Below are 22897 nucleotides of genomic sequence, written 5' to 3'. Positions count from 1 at the left end.
CTTCCTTACAGAACCGGGGGGGTCAGAAGCGGGCGGGCTCTCGGTAGACGCCCCACTCGGTGCGGAGGGCGTCGCAGATCTCGCCGAGGGTGGCCTCGGCGCGGACCGCGTCGAGCATGGCGGGGATCATGTTCTCGCCGGTCCGGGAGACCTCGACCATCCGCTTGACGGCGGCGGTGACGGCGGCGTCGTCGCGGGCCGACTTGCGCTCGGTCAGCACCCGGCGCTGCTCCAGCTCCACCTCGTGCGAGATGCGCAGGATCTCCAGGTCCTTGGCGACGGTCCCGGTGTGGCAGTTGACGCCGACGATCTTCTTGTCGCCCTTCTCCAGCGCCTGCTGGTAGACGAAGGCCGACTCGGCGATGTGCCCGGTGAACCAGCCGTCCTCGATGCCGCGCAGGATGCCGGAGGTCATCGGGCCGATGGTGTGCGGGCCCTCGCCGCCGAGCTGCTTGATCCGGGCGAAGATCTCCTCCGCCTCGGCCTCGATCCGGTCGGTGAGCGCCTCGACGTACCAGGAGCCGCCGAGCGGGTCGGCCACGTTGGTCACCCCGGTCTCCTCCATCAGCACCTGCTGGGTACGCAGGGCGATCTCGGCCGACTCGTCGGTGGGCAGGGCGAGCGTCTCGTCGAGCGCGTTGGTGTGCAGCGAGTTGGTGCCGCCGAGCACCGCGGCCAGGGCCTCCACGGCCGTACGCACCACGTTGTTGACCGGCTGCTGCGCGGTCAGCGACACCCCGGCGGTCTGCGTGTGGAACCGCAGCCACTGCGCCTTCTCGCTGGTGGCGCCGTACACGTCGCGCAGCCAGCGGGCCCAGATCCGGCGGGCGGCGCGGAACTTCGCGATCTCCTCGAAGAAGTCCACGTGGGAGTCGAAGAAGAAGCTCAGGCCGGGGGCGAAGGTGTTCACGTCCAGCCCGCGCGACAGGCCCAGCTCGACGTACCCGAAGCCGTCGGCCAGCGTGTACGCCAGCTCCTGCGCGGCGGTCGAGCCGGCCTCGCGGATGTGGTAGCCGGAGACGGACAGCGGCTTGTACCGGGGGATCTCCCGCGCGCAGTACTCCATCAGGTCACCGATGAGGCGCAGGTGCGGCTCGGGGTCGAACAGCCACTCCTTCTGCGCGATGTACTCCTTGAAGATGTCCGTCTGGAGCGTCCCGTCCAGCGTGGACAGGTCGGCGCCCTGCCGTTCGGCGGCGACCAGGTACATGCAGAAGACCGGCACGGCCGGGCCGGAGATGGTCATCGAGGTGGTCACGCCGGCCAGGTCGATGCCGTCGAACAGCACCTCCATGTCGGCCGCCGAGTCGACAGCGACGCCGCAGTGGCCGACCTCGCCGAGCGACTGCGGGTCGTCCGAGTCGCGGCCCATCAGCGTCGGCATGTCGAACGCGACGGAGAGACCGCCGCCGCCCGCGCCGAGGATCATCTTGTAGCGCTCGTTGGTCTGCCGGGCGTTGCCGAAGCCGGCGAACTGCCTGATGGTCCAGGTCCGCCCGCGGTAGCCGGTCGGGTACAGACCCCTGGTGTACGGGAACTCGCCCGGCCAGCCGATCCGCTCGAACCCGGGGTACGCGGTGTCCTCCGGCGGGCCGTACACCGGCTCGACCGGCAGTCCGGACAGCGTGGTGAAGTCCGCGTCGCGCTTGCGGGCGGCGTCGTAGCGGGCCTGCCAGCGGGCCCGACCGGCGGCGATCTCGTCAGCGTCCATGCGCGGAGCTCCTTCTCAAGTCGTCGTCCCGGTTCCGAGTGTAGAGCGAGATCCTGAACGATCCTTAAGGGCTCGCGTACCGGCCGGTAACCCGGCGATCGGCCCCACCGGGGCGACCCATCACCGTCGATCCGCAGCTCAGGGCCCTGTCTCACGTGGCGGACGGCTGCCCGGCGCAGCCTCCCGGCGAGCCGGTTCCCGTGCCACACTCCCGCCGTGGGCAATCGAATCGCGACCCGGCTGATTACCTAGGCGGCGTACGCCTCCGCGTGCGTCGCCGGCCAAGCCAACCTGTCGGCTCGTCCCTGTGAGGCCCCCGTGAGCGTGTCCGCATCCACCCCCGCAACCGTCGATCCTCCCCGGGCCGACCCCGGCCGCCGCCCGCACGACGAGCCCGCCGGTGAGCACGGCACGCCGTGCACGATGGTGGTCCACCTCGGCGTGGGTCACTCCACGACCGGCCTGCTCAAGGTGCTGTCCGTGCTGCACTCCCGTCGGGTCGCCGTGTCACACGTCCAGTACGTGCAGTGCCCGGACCGGTCCGCGGTGATGATCGTGGAGTGCTCCCCCGCCACGGCGCCGATGGAGACGGTCCGCAAGAGCGTCGCGAACGCCGTACCGGTCGTCAGCGTCAGCGTGCACAGCGCGCCGGGCCGCGACGGCGTCCGGCGCCTCCGGTCGGGCCGCGGCACCCATCGGTGACCGGTCAGCCGGTGACCTCCGGGCCGCCGGCGCGCATGACGTCCCGGGCGGTGAGCGCCACGTGCAGCGACAGGCCCCGCTCGCTCGAGTCCAGGTCGACGCCGAGCACCCGCTCGATCAGTTCCAACCGCTGGTACAGCGCTGACCGCGACAGGGACATCGCGTCCGCCGCGCGCCGCTTGTTGCGCCCCTCCACGAGGTACGTCTCCAGCAGGCCGACATGGTTCGTGCCGTGGCGCTGGTCGTAGGAGAGCAGCGGGCCCAGCTCGCGCTCGACGAACGTCTGCAGGCGCACGTCGTCGCGCAGCAGGTACAGCAGGCCCCGGAGGCGGACGTCGTGCAGCCGGTAGAACGGGCGCGGCTCGGCGGTGTGCACTGTCGCGTCGGCCACCTGCGCCGCCTCGACCAGTGAGCGCCGGGCCAGGTCGAGCGTCCGGACCACCGATCCGGCGGCGACCACGACGTCCGATCCGGCCCGGTGGCCCGCCCGGGTGAGCGCGGCGGACAGGCTCCCCAGCGCTGCCTCGTCGGAGCCGGTCCCGTCGAGCGCGACGAGGAGGGTGACGCCGGTACCGCCGGCCGCCTCGTCCACGTCGCCGACGAGCGCGGCGAGCCCGCACTCGCGTACCGCCGTCTCGACCGCGTCGAGCAGTTCCCGCCGCCGCGCGTTCGCCTCGCCGCCGGTGGCCGGGACCGGGCGGCGCCGCCGGACCACGACGCCGAGCAGCAGTCGCTGTTCCAGGACGACACCGAGCCCGCGCGCCCGCAGCGCCACGTCCCGGGTGGGGGCCGAGTGGTTGACGAGGCTCAGCAGCAGGCTGCTGCGCGCCTGCCGCTCGACCGACGACGAGTCCCGGGCGACGAGCTGGTTCAGCGCGATGGTGGACGCGGCGCGCTCCAGCAGCACCCGGGTCCGGGCCGGTGGCTCCTGGTCGCACAGCAGCACGAGCCGTCCCCACCGGTTGCCCCGCGCCTCGACACCTGTCACCAGCCAGCCCGAGCGCGGCTCGTAGCCGGTGCCGGACGGGACCTCGACCGCGCGGGAGCGGGTCTCCCAGCGGTCGAGCAGCTCCTCGGCGGTCAGCGGGCCGGTCTCGTACGCCAGCACCTGGTGCGCGAGGTTCTCCAGCACGGCGGGACGCCGGGACAGGCGGGTGACCTCGCGGAGAACCTGCCGGGGCTCGGCGCCCTCCACCGACAGCTCGGTGAAGACGCGGTGGATCTCGTCCTTCGCGAGCAGTTCGGCCGTCTGCTCCTCGACGATCACCGAGTGGACAACCTCGGTGACGGCGACGAACCGCATCTCGCGCCGGAGCGCGATGAGGGGCAGGTTCCGGCTGCGGGCGTGCTCGACCAGCCCGGCCGGCAGGGTGCCGCCGAACCGGCGGCCCAGCTCGACCACCACACCCGCCACCCCGACGGCCGCGAGGCCGTCGATCCACCGGCGCAGCCCGTCGTCGTCGGGGGGCAGGCCGATGCCGGTGGTCAGGACCAGCTCGCCGCCGCGGAGCAGGTCGGCGATCTCGGGGATCTCGGCGACGTGCACCCAGCGCACCGGCGCGTCCAGCCGGTCCCGGCCCGCCAGGACGCGCGGCCCGGCCTGCTGCAACGCCGGCAGTTCGAGCACGTCGCGGACCGTCATGGGCATCGGAGCGCCTCCCCCTTCCCTCCGGCGCACAGTATGTGCGCTTCCCGCGGACGGGAACGACACAGTGCCCATTGCCCGGACCTGGGGAAGCGCAGATGATCCCGGGCATGACCCAGACAGCACCCGGCACCGTGCCCGCTCCCGTCCCGCTGGAGCGGGTGACCCACTGGATCGACGGCAAGCCGTTCGCCGGCGTCACCGAGCGTGCGGCCCCAGTCTACGATCCGGCGCTGGGCGCGGTCCGGACGGAGGTGCCGCTGGCCTCCGTCGACGAGGTGGACCAGGCCGTCGCGTCCGCCGCCGCCGCGTTCGTCTCCTGGCGGACCTCGTCGCTGACCAAGCGCACCCAGGTGCTGTTCGCGTTCCGCGAGCTGGTCAACCAGCACAAGCAGGAGCTGGCCGAGCTGATCACGGCCGAGCACGGCAAGGTCGTCTCCGACGCCCTCGGCGAGGTCACCCGCGGCCTGGAGGTCGTCGAGTTCGCCTGCGGGATCCCGCACCTGCTCAAGGGCGGCTACTCCGAGGGCGTGTCCACGAACGTGGACGTCTACTCGATCCGCCAGCCGGTCGGCGTCTGCGCCGTCATCTCGCCGTTCAACTTCCCGGTGATGGTCCCGATGTGGTTCGTGCCCATCGCCGTCGCGGCCGGCAACACCGTCGTGCTCAAGCCCAGCGAGAAGGACCCGTCCGCGTCGCTGCTCGTGGCCCGGCTGTGGGAGCAGGCCGGGCTGCCCGCCGGTGTGTTCAACGTCGTGCACGGCGACAAGGTCGCCGTGGACCGGCTGCTGGAGCACCCCGAGGTCAAGGCGGTGTCGTTCGTCGGCTCCACGCCGATCGCCCGGTACGTGTACGAGACCGGCACCCGCAACGGCAAGCGCGTCCAGGCCCTCGGCGGCGCGAAGAACCACATGGTGGTGCTGCCGGACGCCGACCTGGACCTGGCCGCCGACGCGGCGGTGAACGCCGGGTTCGGCTCGGCCGGCGAGCGGTGCATGGCGATCTCGGCCCTGGTGGTCGTCGAGCCCGTCGCCGACGATCTGGTGGCCCGGATCCGCGAGCGCATCGCCACGCTGAAGGTCGGCGACGGGCGGCGCTCCTGCGACATGGGTCCGCTGGTCACCAAGGAGCACCGCGACCGCGTCGCGTCGTACCTCGACGCGGGCGTCGAGGCCGGCGCCGAGCTGGTGGTGGACGGCCGCGAGGTGCGTGTCGACGGCGACGAGTCCGGGTTCTGGCTCGGGCCGAGCCTGCTGGACCGGGTGTCGCCGGAGATGAGCGTCTACACCGACGAGATCTTCGGGCCGGTGCTGTCGGTCGTGCGCGTGGGCAGCTACGACGAGGCGCTCGCGCTGGTCAACGCCAACCGGTACGGCAACGGGACGGCCATCTTCACCAACGACGGCGGCGCCGCGCGCCGCTACCAGAACGAGGTCGAGGTCGGCATGGTCGGCGTCAACGTGCCGATCCCGGTGCCGATGGCCTACTACTCCTTCGGCGGCTGGAAGGACAGCCTCTTCGGCGACTCGCACGCACACGGGGCCGAGGGCGTGCACTTCTTCACCCGCGGCAAGGTCGTCACCTCCCGGTGGCTCGACCCCAGCCACGGCGGGATCAACCTCGGCTTCCCCGAGAACGTCTGAGCAGCGGAGAGAGAACGCCGATGAGCAGCAGCGCACAGCGCACCTACGAACTCGACCGCGCCCACGTCTTCCACTCCTGGTCCGCCCAGTCGCTGCTCGACCCGATGGTGGTCGAGCGCGCCGAGGGCTCGTACTTCTGGGACGGCGACGGGAACCGCTACCTGGACTTCTCGTCGCAGCTCGTCAACACCAACATCGGCCACCAGCACCCGGTGGTGGTCGCGGCGATCCAGGAGCAGGCCGCCAAGCTGTGCACCATCGCGCCGTCGTACGCCAACGACGTCCGCGGCGAGGCGGCCCGGCTGATCACCGAGCTGACCCCGGCCGGTCTTTCCAAGGTCTTCTTCACCAACGGCGGCGCGGACGCGATCGAGCACGCCGTCCGGATGGCCCGGCTGCACACCGGGCGGCCGAAGGTGCTGTCGCAGTACCGCAGCTACCACGGCGGCACCCAGACCGCGGTGAACCTCACCGGCGACCCGCGCCGCTGGCCCAGCGACAACGGCACCGCCGGGGTGGTGCACTTCTTCGGCCCGTTCCTGTACCGGTCGGAGTTCGGCGCCACCACCGAGGAGGAGGAGTGCGCGCTCGCGCTGCGCCACCTCGAACGCGTGGTGGAGATGGAGGGCCCGTCCACCATCGCCGCGATCGTGCTGGAGACGGTGCCGGGCACCGCCGGCATCATGCCGCCGCCGCCGGGCTTCCTCGCGGGCGTACGGGAGCTGTGCGACAGGCACGGCATCCTCTACGTCGCCGACGAGGTGATGGCGGGCTTCGGGCGTACCGGCGCCTGGTTCGCGCTGGACCACTACGGCGTGGCGCCCGACCTGATCACCTTCGCCAAGGGCGTGAACTCCGGTTACGTCCCGCTCGGAGGTGTGGTGATCGCCGACCACGTCGCCGAGACGTTCGCCACCCGCGCCTACCCCGGCGGCCTGACCTACTCCGGTCACCCGCTGGCCACCGCCGCCGCCGTCGCGACCATCAACGTGATGCGGGACGAGCGGATCGTCGAGAACGCCGCCACGATCGGCGCCGACGTGCTGGGACCGGGGCTGCGCGAGCTGGCCGACCGGCACCCGAGCGTCGGTGACGTACGCGGGCTCGGCGTGTTCTGGGCGCTGGAACTGGTGCGCGACCGCGCGACGAAGGAACCGCTGGCGCCGTACGGGGCGTCGTCGCCGGAGATGAACGAGGTGCTGGCCGCGTGCAAGCGCGGCGGTCTGGTCGCGTTCGCGAACTTCAACCGGATCCACGTGGTGCCGCCGTGCACCGTGTCGGAGACGGAGGCCAAGGCGGGGCTGGCGATCCTCGACGAGGCGCTGACACTCGCCGACCGCCACACGGTCTGAGCAATGCCCACCACCGCCCGCCGGGTCCACCCCGGCGGGCGGTCCCGTATCCGAGATCCGCGAGACGGCCGGCGACCCCGGTGACGCGGAGACCGACGCACCCAGAAGGTGACGAATGACTACCGTAGATCTCGCCGACCCACCGGTCACCAACCCCTTCACCGGCACCACCGGACTTCCGCGTACGTCCGAGGGCTGGACCCAGCTCGTCACCCCGGACGGCCGCCTGCACCCCGAGGTCGACGCCGACCGCGACGCCCTCGGCCGCCTCACCCGCGACCTGTACCGGGGGATGCGGCTCGCGCGCCGCCTCGACGACGAGGCGTTCGCGTTGCAGCGGCAGGGCGAGCTGGGCCTGTGGCTGCAGTGCCGCGGCCAGGAGGCCGCCCAGGTCGGTTCCGTCGCGGCGGTACGCGCCGACGACTACGTCTTCCCGAGCTACCGGGAGCACGCCGCGGCGCTGTGGCGCGGCATCGGCCCGGCCGACCTGCTGCGCCAGTGGCGCGGCGTCGCGCACAGCGGCTGGGATCCGGAGCCGTACGCGTTCCACATCTACACGCTGGTCCTGGCCGCCCAACTGCTGCACGCCACCGGGTACGCCCTCGGGGTGCAGCGCGACGGCAGCGACACGGTCGTCGTGACGTACTTCGGTGACGGGGCCGCGAGCGAGGGCGACGCGAGCGAGGCGATGAACATCGCCGCCGTCAACGCCGCCCCGATGGTGTTCTTCTGCCAGAACAACCAGTGGGCCATCTCGACCCCGACGGCGTCGCAGACGCGTACCCCGATCCACCGGCGCGGTGCCGGGTTCGGCCTGCGCAGCGAGTGGGTCGACGGCAACGACGTGCTGGCGGTGTACGCGGTGACGTCCGCGGTGACCGCGCACGCCCGGTCCGGCGCCGGCCCCGCGATCGTCGAGGCCATCACGTACCGGATGGGCGGGCACAGCACGTCGGACGACCCGACCCGGTACCGCACCGACGACGAGCTGGCGGCCTGGCGGGCGCGGGATCCGCTGGCCCGGGTCGAGGCGCTGATGCGCGCCGAGGGGTGGAGCGACGAGGCGTTCCTCGACGGGATCCAGGCCGAGGCGGACGAGCTGGCCGACCGGACCCGCCGGGAGTGCCTGGCGCTGACGGCGCCGGACCTCGCGGACGCCTTCGCCACGGTGCTGGCCGACGTGCCCCCGCTTCTGCGGGAGGAACGCGACGCGTTCGTCGCCTACCGCGCCTCCTTCCTCGACTGACGCCCGCCTGCGATCGGAGAACCCGTTTCATGCTCACCCTCTCTCAGGCACTGAACTCAGGCCTGCGCCGCGCCATGGAGGACGACGACAAGGTCCTCCTGATGGGCGAGGACGTCGGCCGTCTCGGCGGCGTCTTCCGGGTCACCGACGGTCTTCAGAAGGACTTCGGCGAGGCCCGGGTGGTGGACACCACCCTCGCCGAGTCCGGGATCGTCGGTACCGCCATCGGTCTGGCGCTGCGCGGCTACCGCCCGGTCTGCGAGATCCAGTTCGACGGCTTCGTCTACCCGGCGTTCAACCAGATCGTCTCCCAGCTCGCCAAGATGCGGGCCCGCACCGGAGGCCGTACCGCCCTGCCGGTGGTGGTGCGCATCCCGGTCGGTGGCGGCATCGGCGCGGTGGAGCACCACAGCGAGTCGAACGAGGCGTACTTCGCGCACACCGCCGGGCTGCGGGTCGTCTACTGCGCCAGCCCGGACGACGCGCACTGGATGATCCGCCAGGCCGTCGCCGGTGACGACCCGGTCATCTTCTACGAGCCGAAGCGCCGCTACTGGGTCAAGGGCGAGGTGACAACCGCCGGGCCGCCGCTGCCGCTGGACCGCGCCCGGACCGTGCGGCCGGGCAGCGACGTGACGCTGCTGACGTACGGCGGCACCGTCGCCACCTGCGTCGCCGCCGCCGAGGCCGCGGCGCAGGAGGGCCGCGACATCGAGGTGATCGACCTGCGGTCCATCTCCCCGCTGGACGTGGCCACAGTCGAGGAGTCGGTGCGCCGTACCGGCCGGGCGGTGGTGGTCCACGAAGCCCCCACGTTCGCCGGGTTCGGCGCCGAGGTCGTCGCGCAGGTGACGAGCCGGTGCTTCTACTCGCTGGAGGCGCCGGTCGAGCGGGTCGGCGGCTTCAACCTGCCGTACCCGCCGGCGAAGGTCGAGGAGGAGTACCTGCCCGACCTGGACCGGATCCTCGACGCCGTCGACCGCGTCCTGGCCGCCTGAAGGGAGAGGTACCCGTGAACGTTCAGCAGTTCCGTCTGCCCGACGTCGGCGAGGGCCTCACCGAGGCCGAGATCGTCACCTGGCGGGTCGCACCGGGCGATCCGGTCGGCCTCAACGACGTCATCGTGGACATCGAGACCGCCAAGGCCGTGGTCGAGCTGCCCAGCCCGTACGCCGGTGTGGTGGACCGCCTGCTCGCCGAGGAGGGGCAGACAGTCGAGGTCGGCGCGCCGATCATCGCGATCCGGGTGTCGGGTGACGGCCCGGCGGCGTCGTCCGCCGACGAACCGCCGACCGGCGACGAACCGGCCGCCGAGGAACCGGCGGCGGAGCGTACCGCGGTGCTCGTGGGCTACGGGGTGTCCGCCCAGGCCCGGACGCGCCGCCCGCGCCGCGCCACGCCGTCCGTGCGCCCGGCCGGGCCGGCCCGGCCGGCGCACACGTCCCGGCCGCCGGTGCTCACCAAGCCGCCGCTGCGCAAGCTCGCCAAGGACCTCGGCGTGGAGCTGGCGGACGTGCGCGGCAGCGGCCCCGGCGGCCGGATCACCCGCCAGGACCTGCTCGACCACACCACAGGCCCGGCACCCGTGGCCGACCACCGGCGGGACGAGCGCCTGCCCGTGCGCGGGGTCCGCAAGGCGACCGCCGCCGCGATGGTCGCCAGCGCGTTCACCGCGCCGCACGTCACCGAGTTCCTCACCGTCGACATGACCGGCACCGTCGAGTTCGTGGACCGGCTCAAGCAGGATCCGGCCTTCCAGGGGGTGAAGGTCAGCCCGCTGCTCGTGGCGTCGCTGGCGCTGCTGGACGCGGTCCGCCGGTACCCGGACGTGAACTCCCGGTGGGACGAGGAGAACCAGGAGATCGTCCGGTTCGCCGACGTCAACCTGGGCATCGCCGCCGCGACGCCGCGCGGCCTGCTGGTGCCGAACGTCAAGGCCGCGCAGAACCTTCCGGTACGGGATCTCGCGGTCGCGCTGAACGAGCTGGCGGCCACCGCGCGGGAGGGCCGCACCCGTCCCGCCGACCTGTCCGGCGGCACCATCACCATCACCAACATCGGCGTGTTCGGGGTGGACGCCGGCACCCCGATCCTCAACCCCGGTGAGGCGGCGATCCTCTGCCTCGGCGCGCTGCGCCGGATGCCGTGGGTGGTCGACGAGCAGGTCGTCCCCCGGTGGACGGTGCAGTTGTCGCTGTCGTTCGACCACCGGCTGGTGGACGGGGAACTGGGCAGCCGGGTGCTCGCCCACGTCGGGCGGTTCCTGGAGGGCCCGCTGTGGGGCCTGGCCCTGCGCTGAGACCCCGGTAGACGGACGGCGCGTGGACAGACGAGGAGGTCCGTCCACGCGCCGTCGCCGTACGCGGGGCGCGCGTCAGTCCACCACCTCGAACCCGACGCCGGCCGACGGACGCGGCGCGCCGCCCCCCGCCGGTGCGATGGGCTCGCCGACCTCCTCGGACGCGGCGAGGCGGAACCGCACGTACTCCAGCTCGCCGGAGAACTCGTGCCGGGCCGGGTAGCTCGGCGACACCGGTGAGTGGATGCTGCGGCCGACGTCCATGCCGGCGAAGCCGTGGAAGAACGGCAGCAGGCGCGGGAACAGCGCCTCGCCCGCCGCCTCGCCGTCCACGTACAGGCGGCCGGTGCCCTGGCAGTCGGCGGTCTTCGTCAGCTCGAAGGTCAGCTCCACCGGACCCAGCGGCAACTCGCCCTCGGACCGCAGCACGTAACGGGTGCCGAGGTGGTTGTACTCGTACACCAGGTGGTTGTCCTTGATGTGCAGCACGTAGCCGCCGCTGACGTTGCCGAGCACCACGATCACGCCGCCCTGGGTGGCGTCGGTGCGGTGCACCCGCGCGGTGATGGCGTGCGAGCGGTTCATCGTCGGCGGCACCGCCGCGCCGGAGATCGTCGGCACGCCGGACAGGTAGGTGAAGTCCAGCCGGTCCCGCACCGAGCCGGGGCGCGGCACCCGGGCCCGGATCGCGAATCCCCTGTCGTCCAGCGGCAGCACGTCGTAGCGGGCCGCCTCGATCCAGAACTCCTCGATGAGACGCCGCAACACCTCCGGATGCTCGGCGGCCAGGTCGCGGCTCTCGGTCGGGTCCTCGTCGATCCGGTACAGCTCCCAGCGGTCCTCGTCCCAGGAGGTGCCCCGCTCGTGGAACGCGACCGCCTTCCAGCCCTGGTGGTAGATGCCGCGGTGGCCGAACATCTCGAAGTACTGGCGGTCCCGCGACGGCGGCGCCGCCGGGTCGCGCAGCCCGTCGCGGAAGCTGCGGCCGTGCAGCGGCATCTGCGGGACGCCCCGGCGCACCGCCGGCGGCTGGACCCCGACCAGGTCCAGCACCGTCGCGGTGACGTCGATGCTGTGCTGGAACTGCGTCCGCACTCCCCCGCCGGGTACGTCACCGGCCGGCCAGCTCAGCACGAACGGCACCCGGACCCCGCCCTCGTGGGTGTGCTGCTTGTAGCGGCGGAACGGGGTGTTGCTGACCTGCGCCCAGCCCAGCGGATAGTTGCTCTGCGCCCGCGGGCCGCCGATCTCGTCGATCCGGTCCAGGCTGTCCTGGAGGTTCTCCGGCACCCGGTTCTGGAACGCGGTGGGGTTGAGCGTGCCGAGCGGCGTGCCCTCGGGGCTCGCGCCGTTGTCCGACATGACCACGAAGATGGTGTCGTCCAGCCGGCCGATCCGTTCCAGGAAGTCGACCAGGCGCCCGAGCTGGGCGTCGGTGTGGTCGACCATCGCCGCGTACGCCTCCTGCATGCGGGCGAACAGGCGCCGCTGCTCCGGCGGCACGTCGTCCCACGGCACGACGCCGGGGTTGTGCGGTGGCAGCGGCGCGTCCGGCGGGATGATGCCCAGCCCGATCTGCCGCCGGTGCCGGTCCGCGCGGACGACGTCCCAGCCGGCGTCGTAGCGGCCCCGGTACTTCGCCAGGTACTCCGGCGGCGCCTGGTGCGGCGCGTGCGCGGCGGCGTACGCCAGATAGAGGAAGAACGGCTTCTCCGGGGTGAACGACGTCTGGTCCCGGACGAACCCGATGGCCCGGTCGGTCAGGTCCTCGGTGAGGTGGTAGCCCTCCTCCGGGGTGGCCGGCGGGTCCACCTGGTGGTTGTCGTAGACCAGCTCCGGATAGAAGTTGTCGGTCTCGGCCTCCAGGAAGCCGTAGTACCGCTCGAAACCGCGGCCCAGCGGCCACTGGTCGTACGGCCCGGACGGCGTGGTCTGCTCCAGCGGCGCGACGTGCCACTTGCCGACCGCCATCGTGTTGAACCCGGCGTCGGCGAGCATCTCCGCGACGGTGGCGGCGGCGTGGGTGATCCGCCCCCGCCCGCTCGGGAAGCCACTGTCGAAGTTGGACAGCATGCGCATGCCGACGCTGTGGTGGTTGCGGCCGGTGAGCACGCTGGCCCGGGTCGGCGAGCACAGCGGCGAGGTGTGGAAGTTGGTGTACCGCAGCCCGGAGGCGGCCAGCCGGTCGATCGTCGGGGTGTCGATCTCGGCGCCGAAGCAGCCGAAGTCGGCGAACCCGACGTCGTCCAGCAGCACGTACACCACGTTCGGCGTACCCGCGGCGGCCGACGGCGGCGCACTCCAGTGCTCCGTCGACTCGTCGTAGGTGCGTCCGATGGTCCCCTCGTACGGAGGGTCCGCCAGAGGTCCGGTCACGGTACGCCTCAGCCGGCCGTCGTGCCGCCGTCGAGGACGAGCGTGTGGCCCGTGATCATCCGCGCCTCGTCGCCGGCGAGGAACACCACCGCGTCGGCGGAGTCGCGCGGCGTCGCCATGCGGCCCAGCGGGATCGACGCCCGGAAGTTCTCCCGGGCGCTGTCCGGCACGTCACCCATCCCGCCCAGGAACGCCGACAGCATCGGCGTCTCGGTCGCCGCCGGGGCGATCGCGTTGACCCGGACGCCGTGCGGCGCGAGTTCCAGCGCCAGCGCCTTCATCAGGCCGATGACGCCGTGCTTGGCGGCGGTGTACGGCGCGTACCGGGGGCGGGCGATGACGGCCTGGAGCGACGCGGTGAACACGATCGCGCCGCCACCGGCCTCGATCAGCGCGGGCGCGGCGGCCTGCGCGGTCCAGAACGCACCCTTGAGGTTCACGTCGACCACGCGGTCCAGCGTCGCCTCGTCCACCTCGTCCAGCGGGCCGGTGAACGGCGTACCGGCGTTCGCGTGCATGAGGTCGAGCCGGCCGAACCGCTCGACGGCGGTCTCGACGGCGGCGCGGCAGTCGGCGGCCCGGGTGACGTCGCAGGCCACGCCGACGACGGCGGACCCGAAGCCGGCGGCGGCCTCGGCGGCGCGATCGCCGTCGAGGTCGGCGATGACGACGCGGGCGCCCTCCTCGACGAGCCGGCCGACGGTGGCCAGTCCGATGCCGCTGGCGCCTCCGGTGACGACGGCGACGCGGTCAACCAACCTCATGTGCTGCTCCTGTTGAATCGGTCCAGGAGGTCGCCGCTCAGCGTGGGCACCGCGGACAGCAGCCTCTGGGTGTAGGGGTGCCGAGGGTCGGAGTAGATCGATTCGGTGTCACCCGTCTCGACGATCCGGCCCTGGTTCATCACCGCGATCCGGTCGCAGAGGTACCGGACCACGGACAGGTCGTGGGAGACCAGGATCAGGGTCAGCTTGAACTGCTCGGCCAGGTCGGTGAGCAGGTTGAGGATCTGCGCGCGCACCGAGACGTCGAGCGCGCTGACCGGCTCGTCGCCGACGATGACCTTCGGCCCGGCCGCGAGGGCGCGGGCGATGGCGATGCGTTGCCGCTGGCCGCCGGAGAACTGGTGCGGGTAGCGGGTCACCGCCTCCTCGGGCAGGCCCACCGAGTGCATCAGCTCGGCGACGCGGGCCCGGTGGTCGCCGGGCAGGCGCAGCGCGCGCATCGGCTCCGCGATGATGTCCGCGACGCGCATGCGCGGGTTCAGCGACGACATCGGATCCTGGAGCACCATCTGCACGTCGCGGCGCAGGAATCCGAGCCGCCGCTCCGGTACGCCACTGATCCGCTGCCCGTTGTAGAACGCGGTGCCGGAGGTCGGCTGGTCGAGGGCCATGAGGATGCGCGACAGCGTGGACTTGCCGGAGCCGCTCTCCCCCACGATGCCGAACGCCTCGCCCTCGTGGACCTGCACGCTCACGCCGTCGAGCGCGCGGATCGGCTGCCCGGGCGTACGCAGCGACCGCCGCGGGGCACGGTACTCGCGCACCACGTCGACGGCTTCCAGCAACGGGGTGGTGGTCATGCGCTGGCCTTCCCGCTTCCTAGGGGCTGGTCGCTCTCGATCGGGTGGTGGCAGGCCGCCCGCTGGGTGCTGCCGGGTGGTGCCGTCAGCAGCGGCACCGTGCCGCAGACGTCGTCGGCGCGCGGGCAGCGGTTGCGGTAGACGCAGCCGGTGGGGAACGACCCGAGCGACGGGACGCGGCCCGGGATGGTGGACAGCCGGCCGCTTCCGTCGGTGCTCTCCAGCACCGTGGACGCCCGCAGGCCCGCCGTGTACGGGTGCCGAGGCGAGTCGAACACCGTCGCCACGTCGCCGTGCTCGACGATCGAGCCGCCGTACATGACGAGCAGTTCCTCGCAGATGCTGGCGACGACCGGCAGGTCGTGCGTGATGAGCAGCAGCGACGCGCCCTCCTCGCGCACCAGCGTGTCCATCAGCCGCAGCATCTCCGCCTGCACCGTGACGTCCAGCGCCGTGGTGGGCTCGTCCGCGACCAGCACGGCCGGGTCGCACGCCAGCGCGATGGCCAGCACGACGCGCTGGCGCTGGCCGCCGGAGAGCTGGTGCGGGTACTTGCGCGCGGTGCGGTCGGGCTCGGGCAGCTGGACCCGTTCGAGCAGTTCGACGGCCCGGGCCGAGGCCGCCGCGCGGCTCATCCCCTTGTGCAGCCGCAGCGACTCGGCGACCTGGTTGCCGACCCGCATCAGCGGGTTGAGCGCCGTCATCGGCTCCTGGAACACCATGGCGATGTCGTTGCCGCGGACCGCGCACATCTGCTTGTCGGACAGGTCGAGCAGGTTCCGGCCGTTCAGCAGCACCCGGCCGGACGCTGTCACGCCGTGCGGCAGCAGGCCCATCAGCGCGAGCGCGGTCAGGGACTTGCCGCAGCCGGACTCGCCGATGAGTCCCATCCGGCGGCCCGGCCCGATCTCGAACGAGACGCCCTTGACGGCCTGGATGTCGTGGACCTCGACGACGAGGTCCTCCACCACGAGCCCGCTCACGCCGCTCACCGTCCTCTCAGCCGCGGGTCGAGGGCGTCGCGCAACCCGTCGCCCATGAGGTTGAAGCCGAGCACCGACAGGGCGATCGCCAGACCGGGCCAGACGGCGAGCATCGGCTGCACGACGAAGTAGTTCTGGGCCTCCTGGAGCATCCGGCCCCAGGTGGGGGTCGGCGGCGGGGTGCCGTACCCGAGGTAGGACAGCGCCGCCTCGGCGAGCACCGCGTGCGCGAACGACACCGACGCCTGCACGATGAGCAGGGCCGCGATGTTGGGCAGCACGTACCGGACCATGAGCACCACGCCCCGGCGGCCGTAGCTGCGCGCGGCCAGCACGAAGTCGCTCTGCAGCACCTGCATCGCGCCGGCCCGGGTGAGACGGCCGAACACCGGCACGTTGGCGACGCCGATCGCGATCATGCCGGTGAGCGTGGAGGCGCCGAAGCCGGCGGCCAGGATGATCGCCAGCAGGATGGCCGGGAAGGCGAACACGATGTCCAGTGCCCGCATCACCGGCTCGCTGAGCCAGCGGTGCCCGGTGGCGGCGAGCAGACCCAGGGGTACGCCGACGGCGGCGGCGATCGCGACGGCGACCACACCGACGAACAGTGTGGTCCGCGCGCCGACGAGGAGCTGGCTGACGATGTCCCGGCCGAAGTGGTCGGTGCCGAGCCAGTGGTCCCCGCCCGGGGACAGCAGCGTCTGCGACGGGTCGACCCGGGTGGGGTCGTACGGCGTCCAGAGGAACGACACCAGCGCGGTGAGGACGACCAGGCCCACCAGGCCGGCGCCGATCACCAGGGTGAGGTTCCAGCGGCGGCGCGGCTTGACGGGGCCGGCCGCGACGACGTCGGCGGTGGCGTCCGGTGGGGCGTCGGCGACTGATGTCATGCCTTGCTCCTCAGCCTGGGGTCGACCGCGTGGTACACCACGTCGACGACGAAGTTGATCAGAAGCACCGCGGCGGTCAGCACCATCACGGTGCCCTGCACCTTCAGCAGGTCGCGGTTGCCCACGTCCTGCAGCAGCATCCGGCCGAGGCCGGGCAGGCCGAAGACGTTCTCGATCACGACGGTGCCGATGAGCAGCGTCGCGAGCTGCAGACCGAGGACCGTGATGACCGGGATGGCCGCGTTGCGCAGCGCGTGCCGGGTCAGCGCCTGCGAGCGGCTCAGCCCCTTGGCCCGCGCGGTCTGGATGAAGTCCTCCTGCATGACCTCGACCACCGCGGACCGGACGTAGCGCATCAGGATCGCGCCCTGGGCCACGCCGAGGACGAGCGCCGGCATCAGCAGGGCCTGCACGGCGCCGCCGACGTCGTCCCAGCCGGTGAACCCGCCGGCGGGCAGCCACTGCAACTTCACCGCGAACACGGTGATGAGCAGGATGCCCAGCCAGAACGAGGGAACGGCGATGCCGACCTGGCTCAGCGCGGACAGCGCCGTCCCGATCGCGGTACGGCTCTTCACCGCGGCGAGGATGCCCAGCGGTACGGCGATGAGCAGCGCCAGCGTCATCCCGGCCAGGATGAGCGGCACCGTCACGCCGAGCTTGTCGGCGATCTCCGAACCGACCGACACCCCGCTGAGCGGCGAGATGCCGAAGTCGCCGCGGATCAGGCCGCCGGCCCATTCGAGGTACCGCTCGGTGAACGGCCGGTTCGTCCCGAACTGCTCCCGCAGCGCCTCCAGCGCCTCCGGGGTCGCGTTGACGCCGAGCATCGCCTGCGCCTGGTCGCCCGGCAGCAGCGCCAGCATCGTGAAGACGAGGATGGACGCGGCGAACAGCGATACCGCGAGGATGGCCAGCCGCCGGACGAAGTAGATCACCATGCGTGTGTGCTCCCACTCCGAGTCATGGCCTGATCATCACCATCTTGGTCACGGTCAGCTCCTCCATGGCGAAGCGCGGTCCCTCCCGGCCGATGCCGGAGTCCTTGACGCCGCCGTACGGCATGTTGTCGGCGCGGAAGCCGGGCACCTCGTTGACGAGCACCCCGCCGACGTCGAGACGGCGTACGACATCGAGGGCCACCGCCAGGTCGCGGGTGAAGACGGCGGCCTGGAGCCCGTACCGGGATCTGTTGACGAGCTCGACGGCGGCGTCCATGTCGGGCACCGACCGGACGCAGACCACCGGCCCGAAGATCTCCTCCGCCCAGCACTCGGCGTCCTCGGGGACGTCGACGAGCACCGTCGGTTGCAGCACCCGGCCCTGTGCCGTACCGCCGGCCAGGCAGCGCGCCCCGGCGGCGACCGCGCGGTCCACCCACGAGTGGACCCGCTCGGTGGACACCTCGTCCACCAGGGCGGACACGCGGGTGCCGGCGGACCGGGGGTCGCCGGTGGTGACCGAGGCCAGCAGCGGCCGGAGGCGGTCCAGCAGCGCCTCGCGGACCGGCTCCTCGACGATCACCCGCTGCACGCTGATGCACGCCTGGCCGGAGGCGTAGAACCCGCCGCGTACCACTGCTTCGGCGGCCCGGTCCAGGTCGGCGTCGCGGCCGACGACGAGCGCCGCGTTGGACCCGAGTTCGAGCAGCACCTTGCGCGGGGCCGCGGCGCGGGCGATCTGGTGGCCGACGTGCGCGGACCCGGTGAACGACACGGCGGCGACGCCGGGGTGCGTGGTCAGGAGCTTGCCGACCTCGACGCCGCCGGTGACGAGCTGGACCCCGGCGGCCGGGCAGCCCGCCCTGCGGAACAGGTCGACCAGCACCAGCGTGGCCAGCGGCGTGTTCGGCGCCGGCTTGACGATGACCGGGCAGCCCGCCGCGACCGACGGCGCGACCTTGTGGGCGGCCAGGAGCAGCGGGTAGTTGAACCCGGTGATGCCGACGACGACACCGACCGGGCGGCGTACCCAGAAACCGAGCATGCCCTCGCCGGCCGGCTGCATGTCCAGCGCCACCGTCTCGCCGGTCAGGTGCCCGACCTCCTCGGCGGCCGTCTCCAGCGTGACCTGCGTGCGGGCGACCTCGACCCGGCAGTCCACGAGCGGCTTGCCGGTCTCCAGTACCAGCAGCTCGGCCAGCGCGCCGGCGCGGGCGCGCACCTCGGCGGCGACTGCCGTCAGGATCGCGCGCCGCCGGTGGCCGGGCAGCCCGGCCATCTCCGCGGCGACCCCCTGCGCGGCCTCGACAGCGGCCTCCGCGTCACCGGGGTCCCCCCACGGCGCCTGGGTGACGGTGCTGCCGTCGTACGGGAAGCGGACCGGCGCGGTCTGTGCGGTGCTGGTCCAGCCCGCGCCGATCGGCAGGCCGGCGGGCAGCGCGGTCAGCAGCTCCTGCGCGGTCACGACGCCGCACCCGTCCGGGCGCCGGTGGCACCGGTGAGGAAGGCCAGCGCCGCCTCGGCGTAGACCTTCGTCTTGCGGACGATGTCGTCGACCTCGACGTACTCGTCGGGCTGGTGGGCGATCCACTTCGGGCCGGGGCCGTACACCACGTTGGGGATGCCGCTGTCGCGCCACAGGATGGTGCCGTCGGTCGCGCCGGGCACGCCGCCGAAGACGGGCTCGGCGCCGGTGACGGTGCGGTGCGCGTCGGCCACGGCGAGCGAGATCGGGTGGTCCTCCGGGGTCACCGCGCACGGCCGGTCGTCGACGACCTCGACGGCGAAGATGACACCGTGCCGGGCGCCGATGGCGTCGGCGTCGGCGCGGACCCGCGCGGCGAGCGCGGCGTGGTCGACAGCGGGTACGGTCCGGCAGTCCACGCCGAGGACGGCGCGGCCGGGGATGACGTTGAGCTGGTCGGCGGAGCCGGCGTCCAGGACCGTGGGGGTCAGGTACGTCAGGCCGAGGTGCTCGTGCTCACCCGGGGCGGCCTGCAGCTCCCTCTGGTACCGGCCGAGCGCGGCGACCAGCTCGGCCACCGCCGGTACGGGGTTGCGGCCGTGCTGCGGCATCGCGCCGTGCGCCATCTTGCCGGTGCAGGTGACAAGCAGCCGGACCGCGCCCTTGGCGACCGCGCAGATCTCCTCCGCCTCCGGCTCGCAGATGATCGCGGCGTCCACCTCGCGGGCCAGCGCGGTGGTGGTGAAGTGCTTCGCCCCGAGCATCTGGCCCTCCTCGTCCACCAGGGCCGCCACCACGATCCGGCCCGGGAACGGCCCGGCCAGCTCGACCGCCCGGGTCGCGTGGATCATCGCGGCGACACCGGCCTTCATGTCGGCGGAGCCGCGACCGTACAGCCGCCCGTCGACGATGTCGCCGCCGAACGGGTCGACGGTCCACTCCTCGGGAGCGCCCTCGGTGACGACGTCGGTGTGCCCCTCGAACATCAGCGTCGGGCCGGGCAGGCCGCCGTCCACCACCGCGACGACGTTGGGGCGCCCGGGGACGACCTTGGTGACCTCCGGCCGCCAGCCGAATCCCCGCATGACCTGCGCGACGAGTTCCGCCACTGGCTGCTCGCTACGCCCTCGGCCCGCGTCCCAGGTCGAGGGGATGCGGACCAGGTCCTGGGTGAGCGACACGACGGCTTGTTCGTCCACGAGATGGCCGGCGCGGAGGGAGGCGTGGGTGTCCGACGTCATGGCGTCGGAGGTTACGAACTCCGCCCCCGGAGGGGAACGTCCAGTTTCCGGGCCGGTGGGGGTACCAGCCCTGGCCGGACCTGGTCTTCTACGGCCTCGACGACCCGCCGCACGCCCTCCTCGATGCGGTCCAGCGGCATCACCTGGTACCCCAGGCGCAGGTGGTGACGCGGTGCCGGCCGGGTGGCCCAGTACGGCGCGCCCGGGTCCAGCAGGACACCCTGCCGGCGCAGCTCGCGGGCGAGTTCGCCGGCGTCCAGCCCCGGCGGGCCGGTGATCCACCGGGCCAGCCCGCCGCGCGGCACCGGCTGCGGCCCCCAGCGCACGTGCCGCTCGACCGCCCGCACCATCTCCTCGTACAGCCCCAGGTAGTGGGCGCGGACGCGGCGCACGTGGCGGGCCAGGTCGCGGCTGGCGATCATCTGGGCGAGGGCACGCTGCATCGGGCCGGGCGGGTGGCGCAGCACGTAGCGGGAGCGGGCCCGCATGGCGTCCACGAGCGCCGGGGACGCCACCACGTAACCGAGCCGCAGGCCCGGCGCCAGCAGCTTGCTGAAGCTGCCGAGGTAGACCACGCGGTCCTCGTCGTCGAGCGCCCGCACCGCCACCGCGGGCATCCCCCGGAACGTCATCTCCGGGTCGTAGTCGTCCTCGATCACGACCGCGTCCGCCGCGCCGGCCCGGCGCAGCAGCTCCTCACGGCGGGACGCCGACATGGTCGCGCCGGTCGGGTACTGGTGGCTCGGCGTGACGTACACGAGCTGGGCGCCGTGCAGGTCGGCCGGCAGATCCTCGACGACGAGGCCGTCCTCGTCGACCCGGCCGGGCACCACGTCGGCGCCGGCCATCTGCATGATCGTCCGCGCGTCCGGGTAGCCGGGATCCTCGACGAGCACCACGCTGCCCGGCCGGACGAGGACGCTCGCCAGCAGGTGCAACGCGTGCGTCGAACCCAGCGTGATCATCACCTGGTCCGGGTGGGCGGAGATGCCGCGCGCGGGCAGCACGTGCTCGCAGAGCTGACGCACCAGCTCCGGGTCGTCGGCCTGGCCGGCGTCGCCGATGACCCGGGACAGCCCGTCCTGCCGCAGCGCCTCACGCTGCGCCCGTTCCCACGCGCCGATCGGGAACATGGACGGGTCGGGCTGGCCGACCACGAACGGGAACGGTGCCCGCGCCCAGGCCGGATCCCGGTGCACCGGCGTCGGCGGCGGTTCCGGCAGCCGCGCCGCCCAGTCGATCGGCTGCATCGGCGAGCGGGCGGTCCGCCGCGCGGCCCGCATCCGCACCACCGCGTCGGGGGAGACGTAGAGACCGCGCCGCGGGACGGTCACGATCAGACCCTGCTCCATGAGCCGGTCGTACGCGGTCAGCACGGTGTTCCGGGAGACGCCGAGCGCCTCGGCCAGGCGGCGCGTGCTCGGCAGCGGGCCGTCGTCGTACTGCCCCGCGAGGATGGCGTCCTCGAGCCCGGTGATGATCTGCTCGTAGAGCGGAACCGTGCTCTGCGGGTTGACCGGCAGCAGGAAATCCGCCACCTCGACCTCCCACCCCGCGGGGGTCTCGCCTCGTCCCGTCGTCGTACGCCCTGCACACGCCCTGTGCGTCCCGCTGGTACTAGCCTAGCCGGAGACCTGGACCTGTTGCGGAGGGCCCGTTCCCGCCACGCTTGGCCGGGCGATGGCAGGTGACGGTCTCCTGCACGCGGACAGGGGTGGACTCATGAGCGCCCAGCGAATCGCGCTGGTGCCCGGCGACGGCATCGGACCGGAGGTCACCGCGCAGGCGGTCAAGGCGTGCGACGCCGCCGCCCGACGGTTCGGGATCGACCTGGTCTGGGAGGACTACGAACTCGGCGCGGACTACTGGCGGATAACCGGCCAGGTCGTGCCGCCGGACGTGGAACAGGAACTGGCGAAGGCGGACGCCATTCTCTTCGGCGCCGTCGGCGACCCGTCGGTGCCGCCCGGCGTGCTGGAACGCGGCCTGGTCATCCACCTGCGGACCGCGTTCGACCAGTACGTGAACCTGCGGCCGGTCAAGCTGCTGCCAGGCGTGCCCACGCCCATCGGCGGGCTGCGCCCCGAGCAGTGCGACCTGGTGATCCTGCGGGAGAACACCGAGGGCGCGTACGTCGGCGCCGGAGGCTTCATCCACCGCGGCGGGCCGGACGAGATCGCCACCCAGGAGTCGGTGAACACCCGCAAGGGCGTCGAGCGCCTCATCCGGCACGGTTTCCGGCTGGCCCTGGGCCGCCGTAAGCACGTCACGCTGGTGCACAAGGCGAACATCCTCACCTATGCCGGCGACCTGTGGCAGCGGACCTTCGAGGAGGTCTCGGCGGAGTATCCGGACATCGCTGTGGACTACGTACACGTCGACGCGATGTGCCTCTACCTGGTGACGCAGCCGGAGCGGTTCGACGTGGTGGTCACCGACAACCTGTTCGGCGACATCATCACCGACCTGGGCGCCGCCGTGCAGGGCGGTCTCGGCCTGGCCGCCAGCGGCAACCTCAACCCGACCGGGTCGGCGCCGAGCATGTTCGAGCCGGTGCACGGTTCCGCACCGGACATCGCGGGCCGCGGCTGGGCGAACCCCGCCGGGTCGATCCTCAGCGCCGCGCTGATGCTGGAGCACCTGGGTCACCCGGAGGCGGCCCGCAGCCTGGAGGACGGGGTGAAGGCGGTGCTGCCGCGCCTGGGCGCCATGCGCGGGCCGGAGATGGGCATGTCGACCGAGGACTTCGGCGACGCCGTCGCCGCCGTCATCGGCGAGGGCGCGTACCAGGCGGACGCCCTGCCGGCGTGACACGGAT

At 72.7% G+C, this 22897-nt stretch carries 18 protein-coding genes; 7 read left to right on the top strand and 11 right to left on the bottom strand.

Annotation, left to right across the window (positions count from 1 at the left end):
- Positions 1-22: 22 nt before the first annotated feature.
- The gene (locus NMK34_RS09175; RefSeq protein ID WP_128137603.1) at positions 23-1711 is read right to left on the bottom strand and encodes a methylmalonyl-CoA mutase; all 1689 of its coding nucleotides are present in this window, start codon (positions 1709-1711) and stop codon (positions 23-25) included.
- Positions 1712-2029: 318 nt separating this feature from the next.
- On the opposite strand from NMK34_RS09175, the gene NMK34_RS09170 reads away from it, so the two are divergent.
- Positions 2030-2413: a hypothetical protein gene (locus NMK34_RS09170; RefSeq protein WP_318333022.1), complete on the top strand. Its 384-nt coding sequence runs from the start codon at positions 2030-2032 to the stop codon at positions 2411-2413.
- A 4-nt stretch (positions 2414-2417) separates the two neighbouring features.
- On the opposite strand, the gene NMK34_RS09165 is transcribed toward NMK34_RS09170, so the two are convergent.
- Positions 2418-4061 carry a PucR family transcriptional regulator gene (locus tag NMK34_RS09165; protein ID WP_318333021.1) on the bottom strand — a complete coding sequence of 548 codons (1644 nt, stop codon included), beginning with the start codon at positions 4059-4061 and terminating at the stop codon, positions 2418-2420.
- 107 nt (positions 4062-4168) lie between these two features.
- Here NMK34_RS09165 and NMK34_RS09160 point away from each other — a divergent pair, with 107 nt between their 5' ends.
- The 5 genes from NMK34_RS09160 (at position 4169) to NMK34_RS09140 (ending at position 10598) form a co-directional block, all read left to right on the top strand.
- Positions 4169-5701, top strand: a complete 1533-nt coding sequence (locus NMK34_RS09160) for a CoA-acylating methylmalonate-semialdehyde dehydrogenase (RefSeq protein ID WP_412098864.1) — start codon at positions 4169-4171, stop codon at positions 5699-5701.
- A gap of 20 nt (positions 5702-5721) precedes the next feature.
- Positions 5722-7053, top strand: a complete 1332-nt coding sequence (locus tag NMK34_RS09155) for an aspartate aminotransferase family protein (RefSeq protein ID WP_318333020.1) — start codon at positions 5722-5724, stop codon at positions 7051-7053.
- Between the two features lie 115 nt (positions 7054-7168).
- Positions 7169-8299, top strand: a complete 1131-nt coding sequence (locus NMK34_RS09150; RefSeq protein WP_318333019.1) for a thiamine pyrophosphate-dependent dehydrogenase E1 component subunit alpha — start codon at positions 7169-7171, stop codon at positions 8297-8299.
- A 29-nt stretch (positions 8300-8328) separates the two neighbouring features.
- Positions 8329-9297 carry an alpha-ketoacid dehydrogenase subunit beta gene (locus NMK34_RS09145; protein WP_318333018.1) on the top strand — a complete coding sequence of 323 codons (969 nt, stop codon included), beginning with the start codon at positions 8329-8331 and terminating at the stop codon, positions 9295-9297.
- 14 nt (positions 9298-9311) lie between these two features.
- Positions 9312-10598 carry a dihydrolipoamide acetyltransferase family protein gene (locus NMK34_RS09140; protein ID WP_318333017.1) on the top strand — a complete coding sequence of 429 codons (1287 nt, stop codon included), beginning with the start codon at positions 9312-9314 and terminating at the stop codon, positions 10596-10598.
- A 75-nt stretch (positions 10599-10673) separates the two neighbouring features.
- Here the strand turns inward: NMK34_RS09140 and NMK34_RS09135 are convergent, their stop codons facing one another.
- The 9 genes from NMK34_RS09135 to NMK34_RS09095 are packed head-to-tail and all read right to left on the bottom strand — an operon-like array spanning position 10674 to position 21617.
- Entirely contained in the window at positions 10674-12974 is a 2301-nt protein-coding gene (locus NMK34_RS09135; protein ID WP_318333016.1) for an arylsulfatase, read from the bottom strand.
- 8 nt (positions 12975-12982) lie between these two features.
- The gene (locus NMK34_RS09130) at positions 12983-13738 is read right to left on the bottom strand and encodes an SDR family oxidoreductase (RefSeq protein WP_318333015.1); all 756 of its coding nucleotides are present in this window, start codon (positions 13736-13738) and stop codon (positions 12983-12985) included.
- Positions 13735-14559, bottom strand: a complete 825-nt coding sequence (locus NMK34_RS09125) for an ATP-binding cassette domain-containing protein (protein ID WP_318333014.1) — start codon at positions 14557-14559, stop codon at positions 13735-13737. The genes NMK34_RS09130 and NMK34_RS09125 overlap by 4 nt, the downstream gene beginning before the upstream one ends.
- Positions 14556-15542, bottom strand: coding sequence for an ABC transporter ATP-binding protein (locus tag NMK34_RS09120; RefSeq protein WP_318333013.1), 987 nt, complete (start codon positions 15540-15542; stop codon positions 14556-14558). The genes NMK34_RS09125 and NMK34_RS09120 overlap by 4 nt, the downstream gene beginning before the upstream one ends.
- Before the next feature lie 5 nt (positions 15543-15547).
- A complete protein-coding gene (locus tag NMK34_RS09115) occupies positions 15548-16432 on the bottom strand; it encodes an ABC transporter permease (RefSeq protein WP_013288207.1) in 885 nt (294 codons plus the stop codon).
- Complete coding sequence (locus NMK34_RS09110; protein ID WP_013288208.1) at positions 16429-17373, bottom strand: ABC transporter permease; 945 nt, start codon at positions 17371-17373, stop codon at positions 16429-16431. The genes NMK34_RS09115 and NMK34_RS09110 overlap by 4 nt, the downstream gene beginning before the upstream one ends.
- Positions 17374-17395: 22 nt before the next feature.
- Positions 17396-18838: an aldehyde dehydrogenase family protein gene (locus tag NMK34_RS09105; protein ID WP_318333012.1), complete on the bottom strand. Its 1443-nt coding sequence runs from the start codon at positions 18836-18838 to the stop codon at positions 17396-17398.
- Positions 18835-20079: a M20 family metallopeptidase gene (locus NMK34_RS09100; RefSeq protein ID WP_318333011.1), complete on the bottom strand. Its 1245-nt coding sequence runs from the start codon at positions 20077-20079 to the stop codon at positions 18835-18837. The genes NMK34_RS09105 and NMK34_RS09100 overlap by 4 nt, the downstream gene beginning before the upstream one ends.
- Positions 20080-20090: 11 nt before the next feature.
- Entirely contained in the window at positions 20091-21617 is a 1527-nt protein-coding gene (locus tag NMK34_RS09095) for a PLP-dependent aminotransferase family protein (protein WP_318333010.1), read from the bottom strand.
- Positions 21618-21801: 184 nt separating this feature from the next.
- On the opposite strand from NMK34_RS09095, the gene NMK34_RS09090 reads away from it, so the two are divergent.
- Positions 21802-22890, top strand: coding sequence for a 3-isopropylmalate dehydrogenase (locus tag NMK34_RS09090; RefSeq protein WP_013475383.1), 1089 nt, complete (start codon positions 21802-21804; stop codon positions 22888-22890).
- Positions 22891-22897: the final 7 nt, after the last annotated feature.

This window comes from Micromonospora sp. BRA006-A (assembly GCF_033433935.1).
Classification (GTDB): Bacteria; Actinomycetota; Actinomycetes; order Mycobacteriales; family Micromonosporaceae; genus Micromonospora; species Micromonospora aurantiaca.
This window is presented reverse-complemented; position numbering and strand designations above follow the sequence as displayed.